A 15,901-nucleotide genomic window follows, 5' to 3' on the forward strand; every position below is an offset into this window, starting at 1 on the left:
GCACGACAATGCTGCACTCTGACCGCGTCTTCGGACTGGTCGTAATTCTTGTGGCGCTCGCATACATCGCGAGCGCCCTTCAAATCCAGACAAGTTTCATGTCCGACCCTGTCGGGTCCAAGACCTTCCCGATGCTAGTGGGGGCTGTCGCTGCGATTTGCGGTGGGACTATGGTCTTCCGCCCCGGTGAAGACGCCCATTGGCCAGCCCTGCGAACCTTACTCTCTCTGGTGCTTTCGGTCATCGTGATGGTCGTCTACGCCTATAGCCTGAAACCCTTGGGCTTTCTTATCCCGACCGCGGTGACGGCGGCGATCCTCAGCTACCAAATCTCACCGCGCCCGGTTTTTGCAATTCTGACGGGCGTAGGTTTATCTGTTGGTCTTTTCCTTCTGTTCAAATACGCGCTGGACCTTGGGCTCGTACCGTTTCCCAAGATGAGCGCGGGCTGAACAGATGGAGCTTCTGTCCAATCTCGCCCTTGGCTTTAGTATCGCGCTGTCGCCGACGACACTGTTTCTCGCGGTCATCGGTTGTTTTCTGGGAACGATCATCGGCTCCCTTCCGGGGCTCGGACCCTCCAACGGCGTCGCTATTCTGATCCCGCTGACTTTTTCGCTGGGCTTCGACGCGACTGCGGCTCTTGTTCTGATGACATCAGTCTACTACGGCGCGATGTATGGCGGGCGTATCTCGTCCATCCTGCTGAACATTCCGGGCGACGAGCCTGCGCTGATGACCACGCTGGATGGGTATCCGATGGCCAAGCAGGGCAGGGCGGGGGATGCCTTAGTTCTATCCGGCGTGGCGTCGTTTGTCGGTGCGTTCCTGGCGACGATCGGTTTGATGCTGCTCGCCCCCGTTCTGGCGCAGGTTGCCTATCTCTTTGGTCCTGCGGAGTATTTCGCCCTCTATCTTCTGGCCTTTTCCACGTTGGGTGGCATTGCATCCAACAATCAGGCCAAAGCCGCGCTTGCGTCATGTATTGGCCTGGCGATTGCGATGATCGGGCTGGACAACAATACCGGCATGCCGCGGTTCACCTTCGGCAATCTGCACTTGATGGATGGCGTCGACTTCCTTGTCGCAATTGTCGGCCTGTTCGCGGTGGCGGAAGTCTTCATTTTCATCGAAAGTCACGGGAAGGGATCTTCCATAGGCGTGAAGCTGGAGAAAGTCCGGATCCCGTTCCGCGATATTAAGAACTCGTTCTGGACAATGATCCGCGCAAGCGGTGTCGGCTTTGTGGCGGGCGTGCTTCCGGGGGCGGGGGCATCCCTTGGATCGTTCCTTGCCTATATGTCCGAGAAATCACTGGCCGGGCCGAAGGGCGGTTTTGGGACCGGCGTGCCGCGTGGTGTGGCCGCACCAGAGGCTGGCAATAACGCAGCTGCAGGGGGCGCCCTTGTACCGATGTTGACCTTGGGCGTGCCGGGTTCTGGCACCACGGCGGTGCTGCTCGCCCTTTTGATGACCCTGAACATCACGCCGGGGCCAACGCTCTTTACAGACAGGCCGGATGTTGTCTGGGGGCTGATTGCCTCCCTGCTTATCGCGAATTTCGTGTTGCTCGCAATGAACGTCCCGATGGTGAAAGTCTTTGTTCGGGTCCTGTCGGTGCCGCCCGCAATTTTGCTGCCTGGCGTCACGATGATCTCCTTTGTCGGGATCTATTCCCTCACCGGCAGCTATTTCGACCTGCTGCTTATGGTGGGGTTCGGGGTGATCGGCTACGTATTCCGCAAGCTGGATGTGCCGACGGTGCCGATCATTTTGGGCATCCTTCTGGGCAAGCATATGGAGGACGCGTTGCGCCGGGCCATGGTGCTGTCAGACGGAGACGCCTCGTACCTATTTTCCTCTGGCATCGCCATCACGCTGTGGATCGCTGCCGTGCTTGGCTTCTTCGCGCCGATCTTCGTGCGGCGGTATCTCAGAAAACCCGCTGCTGTGAGTGATTGATGGTCAAGGTTCTTGTTCCGTCGGGCGCTTTGGGACTGGGCTACGATCCGGTCGCACTAAAGCGTGGGATCGCGGCAAACCCCGATCTTATTGCGATTGACGGCGGATCGACGGACAGCGGGCCGTTCTATTTGGGCGAAGGGGTGTCGAAATATGCGCGGGCCTCGACCAAGAAGGAATGGGCCGGTCTGATTGTCGCGCGACAGGCGGCTGGCGTCCCGCTTGTGATTGGAACGGCCGGGACGTGCGGCGCGGGACGCGCTGTCGATTGGCTGGTGGACATCACAGACGAAATTCTGCGCGAGACGGGGACCTCGGCGCGGGTCGCTGTGCTGAAATCTGATCAGAGTGCGCGCCATTTAAAAGCGTCTCTTGCACAGGGTCACATCACACCGTTGCAGCCAGCGCCGGATATCTCTGAGGCTCTGCTGGACGCCTGCAGCAATATCGTGGCGCTTGCAGGGGCGGAGCAGATCAACGCCGCCTTGGACACTGGCGCGGACATCGTCATCGCGGGCCGGACGACGGACACGGCTATTATCGCAGCGCTTCCACTTGCCAGAGGATGCCATGCGGGCGCGGCATGGCACGGCGCCAAGATTGGTGAATGCGGCGCGCTTTGCGCGACCAATCCCCAGTCCGGGGTCATCATGCTGGAGTTCGACGCCGAGGGGTTTACTGTGACCCCGCTTGCGGACGGAGCCTACGCCTCGCCACATACCGTGTCGGCCCACATGCTTTATGAAAACAGCGATCCGTTCCTTCTGTATGAACCTGGCGGGCATCTGGATGTGACCGATGCCCGGTACACGGCGCTGGATGAACGACGTGTGCGGGTCGAGGGCTCAAGGTGGGTGCCATCAGACCGCTATACCGTAAAGCTCGAAGGGGCACGTATCGCGGGGTATCAGACCATCCTGATGGCACTGATCCGCGACCCACGTTACGTGGCGGCGTCTGATCATTGGTGTGCGGATGTTTCTGAGAAATGCAGCCAGAAAGTTTCTGACCGTTTGGCTCTGGCGCCCGACGCATTTCATATTGAGCTGCGTCAGATCGGTAAGAATGCGACGCTTGGTGCCTTGGAGACCGCGATCGGTGATCCGGTTGAACTGGGCATTCTTGCAATCATCACAGCTGACACTCAAGACATCGCCGTCGAGATAGGGAAGCTGTTAAACCCGTACCTGCTGCACCATCCCCTCACATCGGGCGAAGAGCAGCCAAGCTTCGCGTTTCCGTTCTCGCCCCCGGAAATTGATCGCGGGCCGCTTTGGGAATTTTGCCTCAATCATGTTTTGACCCTGCAGGACCCAATGGACGGGTTCGATCTGCAGGTGCTGGAGCTTGGTCTTGACTGATCGCGTATCGGATATCGTCCAGAAGGTCAGGTCCAAGAACGCGGGGCCGTTCTGGGTGACACTTGATCTCTTTTGCGGCTCGGCGCCGGCGTTCGAGCGGATCACGCGGGGACTTTCAGATGAAAAGATCGCTTCCCTGCTTGGGTTGGAATCCGGCGCGCTGAAGCGATTTGAGCTTCCAGATTTACACGTGCTGAAGTTCAGTGCGCCCCGTCCAGCGGTTCAAGGCATCCGCGAAGACCGTGACATGCACGGCGCGGGATGGGCGGTCCTGATCGCCGAATTGGAAATCGATTGATGTGTCTATCCCGCATCTGACGACAGCGTTGTTTTCGGGGCAGCTATACGTCGATTCCGGAACCGCCTATCGGGTCCGGCGTGGGTTCAAGAGGTAAGGTATTACGATGTCCGACCAATCGCGCCAGGATCGGCTCACTGAAGCGCGCAAGCTGCTTGATGCATCCGCTTTCGTCTCGTCAAATCTACTCGCGGAAGACATGCTTGCATGGGCCCGGAAGCTGATTGAAGCAGACGTTATGGAAGGTGACGCCGAGGCCACGTGGCTCAGCGGCGAACTATCAACAGATTATACAGGTACACCTGCAGAAGTCGAAGCGCGCCATTTAGACCATTTGAACGCGTCAGCGGCTGCGGGCGTGATCGAAGCCAAGTTCAAGCTCTCTCTCTTTCTTTTCGATCAAGGTGAAACAAGTCGCGCCGCTACCCTGTGCCAAGAGGCGGCGGAAGCCGGTTTGCCTGCTGCGATGTGGTGTCACGGGCTGGATCTGATCTCCGGAACGGCCCGTGATCGGAACGAAGCTACCGGTATCGACTACATCCGCCGCGCCGCTGAGCAGAACGTAGCAAATGCCGTCAAGTTTATGGCGGACACGACAGCTCTCGGACAGTTCGGACTAACCCAAGATGAGGCAGAAGGCGCGCTATGGCACCGAAGGCTTAACAGCCCTCAGGTCTACTGGATCTGACACGAACCTATCTTCAGCTGTAATTTATGAGCTGCTCATACCGAAAACCGCAAAACGACCTGCAGTCGGTTCTTAAGATTGGGGAATTGGCTCCGGCGGTAGGGATCGAACCTACGACCAATTGATTAACAGTCAACTGCTCTACCGCTGAGCTACGCCGGAACGGTGAGGGCGCGTATAGCAAGCGGGATTCCGGTCGTAAAGAGGGATTTGGCTAGGATCGCTTGGAATTTTCAGGCCAGAGAAAAGCGAGCGTCCCGGGCGACGTTTCCATCTGCCTTCACGACGTTTCGGGCCGCCAGATCTATCAAATGGGCCAACACGTTTCGCTCGGCGGCGGGCAGTAGCGCCGGATCAACATCCGTGTAGATCGCCGCTGTCAGGTCAGGCACGTAGCCCGGGTGCTTCTGAAGCGCATCTAGAATCTGCCCCTCCCGCGATTTACGGTGCGCAGCGAGTTCCCCGACGCGGTGAGCCGGGTCCTTGATCGGCGCGCCATGTCCCGGATAGTAGACCTGATCCTCGGAGCGGCTGGCGAGTAAATCGAGGGACGCCATGAACGCCGTCAGATCCCCGTCCGGGGGGGACACCATCGAGGTTGCCCAACCCATGACCAGATCCCCTGAAAAGAGTGCGCTGCTTTCCGGCCATGCATAGCAGAGGTGATTGCCCATATGACCGGGGGTGTGAAGCGCCTTGAGGCTCCACCCCGCGCCGTGGACAGTCATGCCGTGGACAAGCGTGACATCGGGCATAAAGGTCTCGTCAATACCTTCCCCGCCGCCAAGATCGCTCAAGCTTTGCATCACGGGACTGCGGCCAGCCTTTGACGGGCCAAACCCATGAACTTTTGTGTCTGTCAGTTGGGCCAAGACCATTGCCAGCGGGGAATGATCAATATGGCTGTGGGTGACAAAGATGTGGCTGATCCGCTGGTGCGCCTCCAGCGCATCGAGAATGGCCGTCAAATGCGCCTGATCGGGTGGGCCGGGGTCAATCACGGCGATCTCGCGCGTGCCCAGAAGATAGGTGTTCGTTCCGCGAAACGTCATGGGGGAGGGATTGGGCGCAAGTATTCGCCGCAGTCCCGGAGCTATCATCTCTGCGACACCGGGCTTTGGGTTGAATTGAGCGGGCTTTGGCATGCCTCTTTTCCTTTCAATCAGCGCGGCTTACGATTGATCGCATATGGCACGCTTCTCGATCAAACGCTACCTTCCACGCAGCCTCTACGGACGGGCGGCTTTGATTTTGTTGGTACCGGTGATTACGATTCAGCTGGTGGTGTCCTTCGCCTTCATCCAGCGACTGTACGAAGATGTAACCGAGCAGATGACGGACAATCTTTCTGTGGGCATCCGCTATCTGCTTTCGGAATTCCGAACGGGTGGGCCGGACGCAATGCAGGACGCCGCCGACGCGCTTCAGATGGAGCTGACGTATCCCGGTGGACCCGTCGGGTTTGAAAGGCGATTTTTCGACCTGTCCGGTCGCGTGATCGAGCGGCAGTTGACCGAAAGCTTTCCAGCGCTGACAGGTGTTGATCTGGTCGATGATCGCAAGCGGGTGTTGCTGGGAATCGAGACTGGCGAGGGTTTGGTCGAGATCAGTTTTCCCCGGCGTCGCGTGACCGCAACCAACCCGCACCAATTGCTGGTCTGGATGGTGCTGACGGGTGGCTTGATGACATTCGTGGCCTATCAGTTTTTGCGCAACCAGCTCAGGCCGATCCGGCGGTTGGCGCGAGCTGCCGAGGCTTTCGGGAAGGGGCAAAGTGAAACCTATCACCCCAGCGGTGCTGTGGAGGTGCGCTCGGCCGGCAATGCGTTTTTGAATATGCGGTCACGGATCGAACGGCAGATCGAGCAACGGACATTGATGCTGTCCGGGGTCAGCCATGATCTGCGCACACCACTGACGCGCCTCAAGTTGGGGCTGTCGATGCAGCCGGATACGGAAGACACACGGGCGCTGATCGCCGACGTAGACGAGATGGAAGCGCTGATCGCGGCCTTTCTGGATTTTGCTCGCTCCGACGCGATTGAAGACCTTGAACCAAGTGACCCTGTCGCTGTGGTCCGGGCGGTTGTCGATAAGGCGCAGCGGGCGGGCCGGAATGTGGTTCTGAAAGATCTTCCGCACGAGCCTGCAACTCTGACGCTGCGGCCGCTGGCCATTGCACGGGCGGTGGACAACCTTGTCGGGAACGCCGTTCGCTATGGGACGAAGGCGGCGGTTTCCGTAGATTTGCTGACAACGGCGCTTCGGATCAGGGTCGAGGATGACGGGCCGGGTATTCCCGCTGAAAACCGGGACGAAGCACTCAAGCCGTTTGCACGACTTGATGCGGCACGTAATCAGAACGCGGGAAGTGGTGTCGGGTTGGGCCTTGCAATCGCGGCCGACATTACTCGGTCCCATGGGGGCACGCTCAGACTTGGCGAAAGTGAAGCGCTTGGAGGGCTAAGTGCTGAAATTGTGCTGCCCAGATGACCCGCCAGTGTTGAAACGGGAGCAAAAAATTTTCATCGGAAAATAATTTCCGGAAATCGGATGCATCTGTCGCCAAGGCGACAATGTGCAGAAAAAATGGATCCTAGGGTGGATCAGTACGTAACGAGTGCTATTTTGCCTCGAAATTTTTTTCTGGATCAGTTTATGGTTTTTGCTTCAGCGAACCCCGTATCGGGGGGGCTCAGTCGCCGTAGGTTTTTGCAGACATCATCCGGCACTGTAGCAGTTTCATTGCTCGGACTGCCCGCAGTCGCGAATTCTTCGCAGCAAGCACAAATCGGAACCTCGCCGGCTGGTACACCGGGCGTGGCGGCGCAGCGGATTGATGGCGTGGCGAAGGTCACAGGACAAAAGGTATACGCGCGGGATTTCGACGCCCGCGACATGCCAGAGCCGTGGCCGAAAACACAGACCTACGCGATGTTTCTGCGGGCGCTGACAACGAAGGAGCGGTTTATTGGTCTTCGGACCAGTGCTTTGCCGAAAGTGGCGCAGAGCGCGCGTATCGTATTGGGCAACCAGCTGACCAAAGCACAAAGATCTCCTCAGGTTTCGTTCCGGCGGGACCTGGTGATGGATCAGCAGATCAAAGAAACGCGGTTCGTCAATCAGCAAATCAAGGAAGCGCTTTTTGACCCCAGCCCGGAAGGGTTTGATCGGCCCAGTGCCGTGGTGTACGACCTGATTGTCCAGCCTGGAAATGTCCCAGATTATCTGGGGCAGGCTGTTGCATTGTTGATCTTTGACGATTTCAAAGGATACCGCGCGGCCCTTCAGGCCATGCAGTTTCAGGATGACCAGTTCCAGATCTATGCTCCGCCGGATGGCCCTTTGCCGCCGAAAGATCAGCCGTTCGATCCGAAGACGACTTACGTCAAGTATGATGTCGACGGTGAGGCCTTCGATTACGCAACGGCCAACCCCTATGCCTATCCACATGAGGCGGATACCTACCGCGGGAAAATCGAAGCGCGTTTAGCGTCGATCCCCGGTCTGATCCGGCAGGATATCCAGTCTGACATGCGGGCAATGGATCCGATGTTCATGGAGCCAGAAGCAGGTCTTGCTTGGCTGGACCCAGAGAAGAAGATCCTCAGGCTCGTTCTGGGTACGCAATCGCCTGATGGTGACGTCCGCGACATTGTCTCCATGTATAAGGAAGGCGATGCACCTACGCCGCTTGACGAAGTGACCCTGACAAGCTGTTATCCGGGCGGTGGTTTCGGGGGACGTGACAAGTCACCCTTTTCGCTGATGCTGGCGCTGGCCGCAGCCTTCACAGATGGCAGACCTGTGAAGCTGATCTATGATCGGTTTGAGCAGTTCCGCGTCGGCCTCAAACGACACGCGGCCACGTTGAGTGGTCAGTTGGCCATCGCGCCGGACAAAACGATCCAGAACATCGAGATGACACTGCAGTTCGACGGGGGTGGGCGGAAGAACCTCAGCCCCTATGTCGCCAGCCTCGCCGCACTCTGCGCCGGGGGCAGCTACAAGACCCCGATGGCCAATATCTACGCCGACGCGATCCATTCCGAGAATATCTCTGGTGGGTCCCAGCGGGGATTTGGCGGACCGCAGGCATTTTTCGCCATTGAGACCGCACTTGACGACGTGGCTGCGGCGAAGGGTTGGGACCCGGTGGACTTGCGGCGCATAAATGCAATCTCGCAGAACGATACAACGGTTGTCGGCGGACCTGTCGAGCAGGAGCTGCGCCTGACCGAGATGCTGGACATGGCCGAGGCGCATCCGCTTTGGGCCAACCGGGCCGCCTTGAAACAGGATTATGATACGCGCGAGGTCAACTATGGCACCGGGATTGCCATGTCCTTGCAAGCCTACGGCACCTCAGGCGACGGCACGGTCGCGGCTGTTTTGATAACGCCCGAGGGCAAGCTGACTGTCCAGTCCGACGCCGTTGACATGGGCAATGGCTCGGCGACCACGCTTGGCGTTGTGATCGGGGATATTCTGGGGGCCAATGCGGACCACGTCGATATGGGCTGCTATACCCTGTTCGGTCAGACGGGTCTCACAACAAAGGACACCACGGGTACCCGTTGGGCCAATCCGGATTGGACAGCCAAGGGCGTTGGGTCTTCGTCGGCGTGTCTCACCGGGCTTCATCAGGTGCACGTGGTTCAGCAGACAGCGCACGCATTGTTCGAGGCCACGCTTTTGCCCGCCGCGCGCCAGATCTGGGGGCAACCTGATTTGGTGCGATCTGATGTGACATGGCGCAATGGCGCCTTGAGCCTCGTGGACGGGGCCACCGATCCTATATCGTTGCCGTCACTTGCAACCGCAGCGGCCGAGATGGGCCTGCCTCGGGGTGCGTTGGGGCACGCCTATTTCCAAAATACTTGGGCGGAGGCCGATTTCGATCTGCGGGAGGGCGCGTTAACTCACTTGGCCCTCGATGGCGTCTCTCTTTACGAAGGTGAACAGAGCTTGCCGCGCCGCGTGGTTCGCCAGAACGGATTTGGCCCTGACAGCGCGTCAAAGCGGTACTCACGATATGTCTGGGCGCCTTGCGTAAACATCGTGTCCTTGACCGTGCATCGCACAACCGGGCGCGTGCAGATCGAAAACGTGGTCAGCATTTTGAATGCCGGTCGTATCCATGTTCATGATCTTGTCTCGGGGCAAAGCCAAGGCGGTGTCGCGATGGCAATAAGCTATACGTTGCACGAGGACCTGCCCCCGGGTATGGGCGGCCCTGCAAACGGCACGTGGAACTTGGATCAGTATCACGTCGCGCGGATGCAGGACGTGCCCTTGGGTGTCGAATATCGACCGGGTGCCCGGGCGCAGGAATTGCATATCCTTGACGAGACACCTGCGGACAAGGGGCAGGGGCGTGGCATTGCGGAAGCGGTGATGTGTTCTATCCCGCCTGCGATCTCGAACGCGCTGAGGGATGCGGTCGGCAAACGCTATACGTCGCTTCCCATCACACCCGAGAAGATACTGGAAGGGTTGCGCGCATGAGCATTTCATTCAGCGTAAACGGCGTGGTGCAGACCGTAGGTGCGGAGCGAGGGGACGAGATGCTGCTCGACTACCTTCATGAAGACATGAATATGACTGGCACCAAGTTCTGCTGTGGCATGGGGATTTGCCGCGCGTGTACGGTTTCCGTCGTGAAGGCTCCGAACCCCAACGCTGTTCCCGTCATTAGTTGTTCAACCGCCCTTGCGACGTTGAACGGCACCGACATTACCACAGTGGAGGGCGTTGCATCAGGTGACGATCTGCACCCGATCCAGACAGCGTTTCTGGAAAATTTTGCGTTTCAATGCGGCTACTGCACGCCCGGTTTTGTCATGGCCTCGAAAATTTTCCTCGACTGGCTGGCCACTGCGCCTGTCACCGAAGACGAATTGGACGATGCGATCCAAAACGCGATTGGCGACCATATCTGCCGGTGCACAGGATATGTCCGCTACTATGAAGCTTTGAGAAAAACGGCGCAGGATGTACTTGCCGCAAAGGAGGGTGCGCTGTGATCGGGCGGGCCAGAGCCCTCGTCGTCGCGGGCTTTCTTCTGGCGCCCCTAGGCGCGAATGCGCAGTCCTACGCCGAGCAATGCATCGAACAGGTCGGACCGGTGCCCGCCTTTTCCTGTGCCGATGGGGTCACTGTTCCGATCACGGTAGACGGAACGCTCATCACGTCGGAAACGTTCGAAAGGAATATGGACTGTGACCGACCGGGGTTGTTGAGCAACGGGGCAGGGACAGACGGTCAGTGTGTTCCGAATTCCCGTATCTTGGATCTGTCGACGGACACCGCACAGATATCTGTCATGTGCAGGCAGAAACACAATCGCGCGGAAGACATTCTTCTCTATGATGAAATTGACGTGATTGCGCACAACCCCGCGACCGGCGCGACCTGCTGGTTTCAGGCAATCTCCCATGATCGCGAAAACCCGCTGGATGGCGCGTTAGTTGCCTCACCAACGGATAGGGATGACGGCGGGTTCTGGGTATCACCCGAAGAGGTCGCAAAGGACGGATGCGGGATCTGTCATGACAACGATCCCTTCATGTATTCCCCGTTCATGGGGCAGGTGTGGCATGAGATTCCCGCTAACCCGCTGGGTCCGTACTTTCATGTCGGGTCCGAGTTTGGGTTTGGTGAATGGCCTACCGAAACCATGGAGCCGCGCGACAACACATGTCTTGGATGCCATCGTATCGGCGTCGCGCGCACGTGCGGAGAGCTCACGGACTGGATGACCGGATTGGAAACACCGGAAGGTGCCGACATAGCAGCGCGGGAATTTCCCATGTCGCATGCGATGCCGCCGCTCCATGGACTGACCCGCCCGGCATGGCAGACGTTCCACGGCAGTTCCCTTGCTGAGATCAAGTTTTGCTGCGACCATCCGGACCATGAAATGTGCAACGTGACCCCGTTGGAGGCCTACAGAAAATGAACAATTCCCTGAGGTTCCCGCATCTTCTTAAAGCAAGCCTGCTCAATGATTTGCCGGACGACAAGAAGGTCGAATTGATCGATCTCTGCTCTGTCCGTTCGTTTCCCAAACAAGAGGTCGTCTTGGCACAGGGCGAAAGCACGTCGGGCATGTTCATGGTGGCTCATGGGACGATAGAGGTCAGTTACATGAGCGAAGATGGCCATAAGTCGATCATCTATCATGCGGGCGAAGGTGATGCTTTGGGCGCAATCGAAGCCATTGCGGACCGCCCCTGTGCGGCAACCTGTGTGGCCTTCCCAAACACCACCGTTCTCTTTTGCGCTACGCCGCTTTTGTTTGAGCAGCTGAAGTCGCCCGTCATGATCCGCAATCTGGCGGTGATCTTCCACGACATGATGACCCGAGATAACATGTTCAAATCGGTGGACCAGTTCTACTCGGTAGAACAGAAGATCTGCGTATATCTTCATGACATGTCGTCCCGAAATTCGAAGTTCACCCAAAGCCAGTCCTATCTGGCAAATGTCGTAGGGTGCTCTCGACAGACTGTGAACCGGGAGCTTGGAACGCTGCGGGACATGAACATCATAGACATCAGCAAGGGTGCCATCGGTGTGTTGGATCAAGACGCACTGGCCCGCCGTATTGAGGATCTGGACCTGTCGCAGTCTTCCCGCAAGAACTGAGGGTTGCGCTTTCCACGGCAGATGGGCTGCTCGCTCCTGTCATCCATCCATAATTTCCGCGAATGGATATTGAAAACCTGAAAACAATGTTGCTTTTGGCGCGGCACGGTAGTTTTGCTGCGGCCGCCCGTGTGCTGGATCTTGATCCATCCTCCGTGTCTCGAATAGTGTCTGCACTTGAAGACATGGAGGGGCGCAATTGCCTGTGGTTTGCGTTGCCTGATTTTCGAAGCCGCAGCTATCTGCCGAAGAAAGTCCGCGCGGCGATCAACTTTTTCCGGCCCAGATTCAACGCCTAAGCAGGTCAGGCTTCGTCGCAAAGGCGGAAGTTGGTAGGCCCGGAGGGACTTGAACCCCCAACCAAAGCGTTATGAGCGCTCTGCTCTAACCAATTGAGCTACAGGCCCCCGATTGGCGTGAAACAGTGCCTATCAGAACCGCCGGAACGGTCAAGCATATTGCCCCCCCGGCACCCATGCGCTATCGCGGGCGCACCAGATTGGGGGCGTTATGAGCGAGACGAAAAACGGGCTGACCTACGCGGATGCGGGCGTGGATATCGACGCGGGCAACGCCTTGGTGGACAGGATCAAACCGGCGGCCAAGCGCACCGACAGACCCGGGGTTATGGCAGGATTGGGCGGCTTCGGCGCGCTCTTTGATCTCAAGGCTGCAGGCTATGAGGATCCGGTTCTGGTGGCGGCCACGGATGGCGTCGGGACGAAACTGCGGATCGCTATTGACACGGGGCGATATGATACGATTGGCATTGATCTGGTCGCCATGTGCGTGAACGACCTTGTTTGCCAAGGGGCCGAGCCGCTTTTCTTCCTCGACTATTTCGCGACCGGAAAGCTGGAGATCGAGGCTGCTGCGACCATCGTTGAGGGTATCGCGGAAGGCTGCGTCAAATCGAACTGCGCGTTGATCGGCGGCGAAACGGCAGAGATGCCGGGCATGTATCATGGCGAGGATTTCGACCTCGCGGGCTTTGCCGTTGGCGCGATGGAGCGGGGCAGGGCGTTGCCGTCAGATGTGAATGAGGGCGATGTGCTGCTCGGGCTAGGCTCGGACGGGGTGCATTCAAACGGTTATTCACTGGTGCGCAAGGTCGTCGAGGTGTCCGGCCTCGACTGGGATGCAGACGCGCCGTTCGCGTCTGGCGTGTCCTTGGGCGACGCGCTTTTGGCCCCAACACGCCTTTATGTGACGCCATGTCTGGCTGCAATCCGGGCCGGGGGTGTGCACGCCTTGGCCCATATCACAGGTGGTGGCCTGACCGAAAATCTGCCGCGTGTTCTGCCCGAAGGTTTGGGCGCAGAGATTGATCTGACCGCCTGGGATCTGCCGCCTGTTTTTCGCTGGTTGGCTGAGACAGGTGGCACACCAGAGGCCGACTTGCTCAAGACGTTCAATGCGGGGATCGGCATGGTACTGGTGGTTGCACCACAGGCCGCAGAGGCTATCAGCCTGCAATTGACTGATATGGGCGAGACGGTTTTCCAGATCGGTACCGTCACGACGCGCGGCGACATTGGGTATCAGGGCCAGCTTTTGTGAAACGAACGGCCATTCTGATTTCTGGTGGCGGCTCCAACATGGTACGCCTTTGCGAAGATATGACAGGCGATCATCCGGCTCGCCCTGTTTTGGTGTTGTCCAACGATCCGGCGGCGGCGGGGCTTACCAAGGCCAGCGCAATGGGCATCGCGACCGCAGCGGTTGATCATCGGGCATTTGGCAAAGACCGGGCCGCCTTTGAGGCGGAACTCTTGAGACATCTCGAAGCAGCCGACCCGGATATTATTTGTCTTGCCGGGTTTATGCGGGTACTTAGCGCCGATTTTGTCAGCCGGTATGAAGGGCGCATTCTCAATATTCACCCGTCGCTTCTGCCCAAATATAAGGGGCTGAACACGCATAGCCGTGCGATTGAGGCGGGCGATACCGAGGCCGGCTGCACTGTCCATCTGGTCACCGCTGAGTTGGACGACGGTCCAATCCTTGGCCAAGCGAAGGTGGCCATCGTGCCAGAGGATGTGCCCGATAGCCTGGCCGCAAAAGTTTTGGTCGAGGAGCACCGGCTTTATCCCGAAGTGCTGCGTGCGTTTGCGACCAGTTTAGGTTAACGCCGCGGGACTTCCCAAGCCGGGTCTTTTGGCTTAGACCGGAAAGCGGGGGAGCACCAAAGAACAACAACAAAAAGACGCCCACTGCATGAAGACATTAACGACGACCGAAGACTTGGCTGCCTTTTGTGAGCACGCCAGGGAATTTGATTATGTCACCGTCGATACGGAATTTTTGAGAGAACGCAGCTATTACGCGAAACTGTGTCTGATCCAACTTGCTGTCGCGGGCGAAGGTGAGGACGACGCGGTCCTTGTTGATCCGATTGTTGGATCAGACATGTCGCTTGAGCCGCTTTATGATCTTTTCCGGGATCCGAACGTCGTCAAAGTATTTCACGCGGCGCGACAGGATCTTGAGATTTTTTATGTCGAGGGCAATGTCATCCCGGCGCCTCTGTTCGATACGCAAGTGGCCGCAATGGTCTGCGATTTTGGCGAACAAGTGGGGTATGAGACTTTGGTGAGGAAGATCACCAAGGGCTCTGTCGACAAGTCTTCGCGGTTTACAGACTGGTCCAGGCGCCCATTGAGCGATGCCCAGAAAAACTATGCTCTGGCTGACGTGACGCACCTGCGGGAGATCTACGAATATCTTTCGGCACGTCTGGATCGCACGAAACGCCGCGCTTGGGTTGAAGAGGAAATGGACGTTCTCAGGCGTCCCGAGACTTATGTGATCGATCCCGATGACGCATGGAAGCGCGTAAAAGTCCGATCAACTGCGCCGCGCTTTCTGGCAATTGTGCGCGAACTGGCCCGGTTTCGCGAAACTTATGCGCAAACTCGCAATGTACCGCGCAGCCGCGTTTTCAAGGATGATGCGTTGCTGGAACTGGCTTCGACCAAACCTAAAAACGCGAATGACCTTGGGAAGTCTCGTTTGCTGTTACGAGAAGCCCGCAAAGGAGACATCGCAGATGGCATCATCGCCGCTGTCGAAGCGGGCCTTGTCTGCCCCGATGCCGACCTGCCGCGCGCAGCGCCTCAACGGGACAAAGGGCAAATCAACGCGGCCTTGGCCGACCTGCTGCGCGTCCTGTTAAAGGCCAAGGCCGAAAAGGCGGGTGTCGCGCAAAAACTGATTGCAACCGCGTCAGAGCTTGATGACATCGCCTTGGGGGACCGGGACGGCCTTGCCTTGATGGGGTGGCGCGCGGAAGTTTTCGGCGAGGACGCCCTGCGTCTGTGTCGGGGGGAAGTCGCCCTGTCCGCCGATGGCGCAAGCGTCAAGATCGTCGAATTGACGCAAGCCTAGCGCCGGACACTTCGCCGGTTGGTGTTTCCATTTACGACGATGGTGCGAATGCCCTCAAGATCGTCAGATGAAACGGCCCGACCTGCAAGGATTTCCCGGGAGCGTTCCGTGCCTTGCGGCTGCGCGTTTACAGGCGGCAAAGCCCTGAAGTCGAAGGCCAGAACGCTTGGGTCGCTGCTTGGCACGCGCACCAAACCTGCATCCCAGTAGCCCTGAGTGGGCGGCAATCCGATGGCGCGTATAATGGCACCTTCGGGCGTTGGATCGACCTGAAGTCCGACGATTGACGATACAAGTGGGCGACGGTTTTGCGGCGCTTGCACATCTGACGCGGCAACGGGCTCGCTGCGATCCCTGCCGAACCAGTTGAATGGGTTAAGGCCCGACTCGCGAACTCCGCCGCATGCGGTCAGGACAAGCACAAGGCTCAGTGCCGCCAAAAGTGATCGTGTCATAGAGGTCCCCGCCTTCGTCTCGTGTCGATTGGGTAGCGCATACATCGCGCCTTGAAAAGCCTGCGCGTCCTTGTGTGCTCTGGACGTGCCCGGCAGTGCA

16 protein-coding genes and 2 tRNA genes are annotated in these 15,901 nt (G+C 58.2%); 14 read left to right on the plus strand and 4 right to left on the minus strand.

All coding sequences use genetic code 11. The annotated features are described in order from the left end of the window. The first annotated feature begins 8 nt into the window (after nt 1-8). From KIN_RS05800 to KIN_RS05820, 5 genes are all read left to right on the plus strand, one after another. Nucleotides 9-452 carry a tripartite tricarboxylate transporter TctB family protein gene (locus KIN_RS05800; protein ID WP_159804975.1) on the plus strand — a complete coding sequence of 148 codons (444 nt, stop codon included), beginning with the start codon at nt 9-11 and terminating at the stop codon, nt 450-452. Between the two features lie 4 nt (nt 453-456). Continuing rightward, the gene (locus KIN_RS05805) at nt 457-1,962 is read left to right on the plus strand and encodes a tripartite tricarboxylate transporter permease (RefSeq protein ID WP_159804976.1); all 1,506 of its coding nucleotides are present in this window, start codon (nt 457-459) and stop codon (nt 1,960-1,962) included. Then, a complete protein-coding gene (locus tag KIN_RS05810; RefSeq protein ID WP_243144823.1) occupies nt 1,962-3,323 on the plus strand; it encodes an acyclic terpene utilization AtuA family protein in 1,362 nt (453 codons plus the stop codon). The genes KIN_RS05805 and KIN_RS05810 overlap by 1 nt, the downstream gene beginning before the upstream one ends. Beyond that, a complete protein-coding gene (locus KIN_RS05815; protein ID WP_159804978.1) occupies nt 3,316-3,621 on the plus strand; it encodes a DUF4387 family protein in 306 nt (101 codons plus the stop codon). The genes KIN_RS05810 and KIN_RS05815 overlap by 8 nt, the downstream gene beginning before the upstream one ends. 106 nt (nt 3,622-3,727) lie before the next feature. Next, nucleotides 3,728-4,309, plus strand: coding sequence for an SEL1-like repeat protein (locus tag KIN_RS05820; protein WP_159804979.1), 582 nt, complete (start codon nt 3,728-3,730; stop codon nt 4,307-4,309). Nucleotides 4,310-4,396: 87 nt separating this feature from the next. On the opposite strand, the gene KIN_RS05825 is transcribed toward KIN_RS05820, so the two are convergent. Then, nucleotides 4,397-4,471: transfer RNA gene (locus KIN_RS05825), tRNA-Asn, on the minus strand. A 71-nt stretch (nt 4,472-4,542) separates the two neighbouring features. Beyond that, the gene (locus tag KIN_RS05830) at nt 4,543-5,454 is read right to left on the minus strand and encodes an MBL fold metallo-hydrolase (RefSeq protein ID WP_159804980.1); all 912 of its coding nucleotides are present in this window, start codon (nt 5,452-5,454) and stop codon (nt 4,543-4,545) included. A 43-nt stretch (nt 5,455-5,497) separates the two neighbouring features. Between KIN_RS05830 and KIN_RS05835 the strand changes: the two genes are divergently transcribed. From KIN_RS05835 to KIN_RS05860, 6 genes are all read left to right on the plus strand, one after another. After that, on the plus strand, nt 5,498-6,802 hold the full coding sequence (locus tag KIN_RS05835) for an ATP-binding protein (protein ID WP_159804981.1): 1,305 nt from the start codon (nt 5,498-5,500) through the stop codon (nt 6,800-6,802). Between the two features lie 165 nt (nt 6,803-6,967). Then, nucleotides 6,968-9,817, plus strand: coding sequence for a xanthine dehydrogenase family protein molybdopterin-binding subunit (locus tag KIN_RS05840; RefSeq protein ID WP_159804982.1), 2,850 nt, complete (start codon nt 6,968-6,970; stop codon nt 9,815-9,817). Then, the gene (locus KIN_RS05845; RefSeq protein ID WP_159804983.1) at nt 9,814-10,335 is read left to right on the plus strand and encodes a (2Fe-2S)-binding protein; all 522 of its coding nucleotides are present in this window, start codon (nt 9,814-9,816) and stop codon (nt 10,333-10,335) included. Before KIN_RS05840 ends, KIN_RS05845 begins: the two co-directional genes overlap by 4 nt. Then, a complete protein-coding gene (locus tag KIN_RS05850; RefSeq protein ID WP_159804984.1) occupies nt 10,332-11,270 on the plus strand; it encodes a hypothetical protein in 939 nt (312 codons plus the stop codon). Before KIN_RS05845 ends, KIN_RS05850 begins: the two co-directional genes overlap by 4 nt. Beyond that, complete coding sequence (locus tag KIN_RS05855) at nt 11,267-11,959, plus strand: Crp/Fnr family transcriptional regulator (RefSeq protein ID WP_159804985.1); 693 nt, start codon at nt 11,267-11,269, stop codon at nt 11,957-11,959. The genes KIN_RS05850 and KIN_RS05855 overlap by 4 nt, the downstream gene beginning before the upstream one ends. Nucleotides 11,960-12,021: 62 nt before the next feature. After that, nucleotides 12,022-12,258, plus strand: a complete 237-nt coding sequence (locus KIN_RS05860; RefSeq protein WP_159804986.1) for a LysR family transcriptional regulator — start codon at nt 12,022-12,024, stop codon at nt 12,256-12,258. Nucleotides 12,259-12,289: 31 nt separating this feature from the next. On the opposite strand, the gene KIN_RS05865 is transcribed toward KIN_RS05860, so the two are convergent. Next, nucleotides 12,290-12,366 (minus strand) — tRNA-Ile (locus KIN_RS05865). 103 nt (nt 12,367-12,469) lie between these two features. Here KIN_RS05865 and purM point away from each other — a divergent pair. From purM to rnd, 3 genes are all read left to right on the plus strand, one after another. Continuing rightward, entirely contained in the window at nt 12,470-13,519 is a 1,050-nt protein-coding gene (purM, locus tag KIN_RS05870; protein ID WP_159804987.1) for a phosphoribosylformylglycinamidine cyclo-ligase, read from the plus strand. Further along, entirely contained in the window at nt 13,516-14,088 is a 573-nt protein-coding gene (purN, locus tag KIN_RS05875; protein WP_159804988.1) for a phosphoribosylglycinamide formyltransferase, read from the plus strand. Before purM ends, purN begins: the two co-directional genes overlap by 4 nt. Nucleotides 14,089-14,176: 88 nt before the next feature. Continuing rightward, a complete protein-coding gene (rnd, locus tag KIN_RS05880) occupies nt 14,177-15,346 on the plus strand; it encodes a ribonuclease D (protein ID WP_159804989.1) in 1,170 nt (389 codons plus the stop codon). Here rnd and KIN_RS05885 read toward each other — a convergent pair. After that, nucleotides 15,343-15,801, minus strand: coding sequence for a hypothetical protein (locus tag KIN_RS05885; protein ID WP_159804990.1), 459 nt, complete (start codon nt 15,799-15,801; stop codon nt 15,343-15,345). The two genes, rnd and KIN_RS05885, sit on opposite strands and share 4 nt — an antisense overlap. Nucleotides 15,802-15,901 lie beyond the last annotated feature (100 nt).

This window comes from Litoreibacter roseus (assembly GCF_009811795.1).
Lineage (GTDB): Bacteria > Pseudomonadota > Alphaproteobacteria > Rhodobacterales > Rhodobacteraceae > Litoreibacter > Litoreibacter roseus.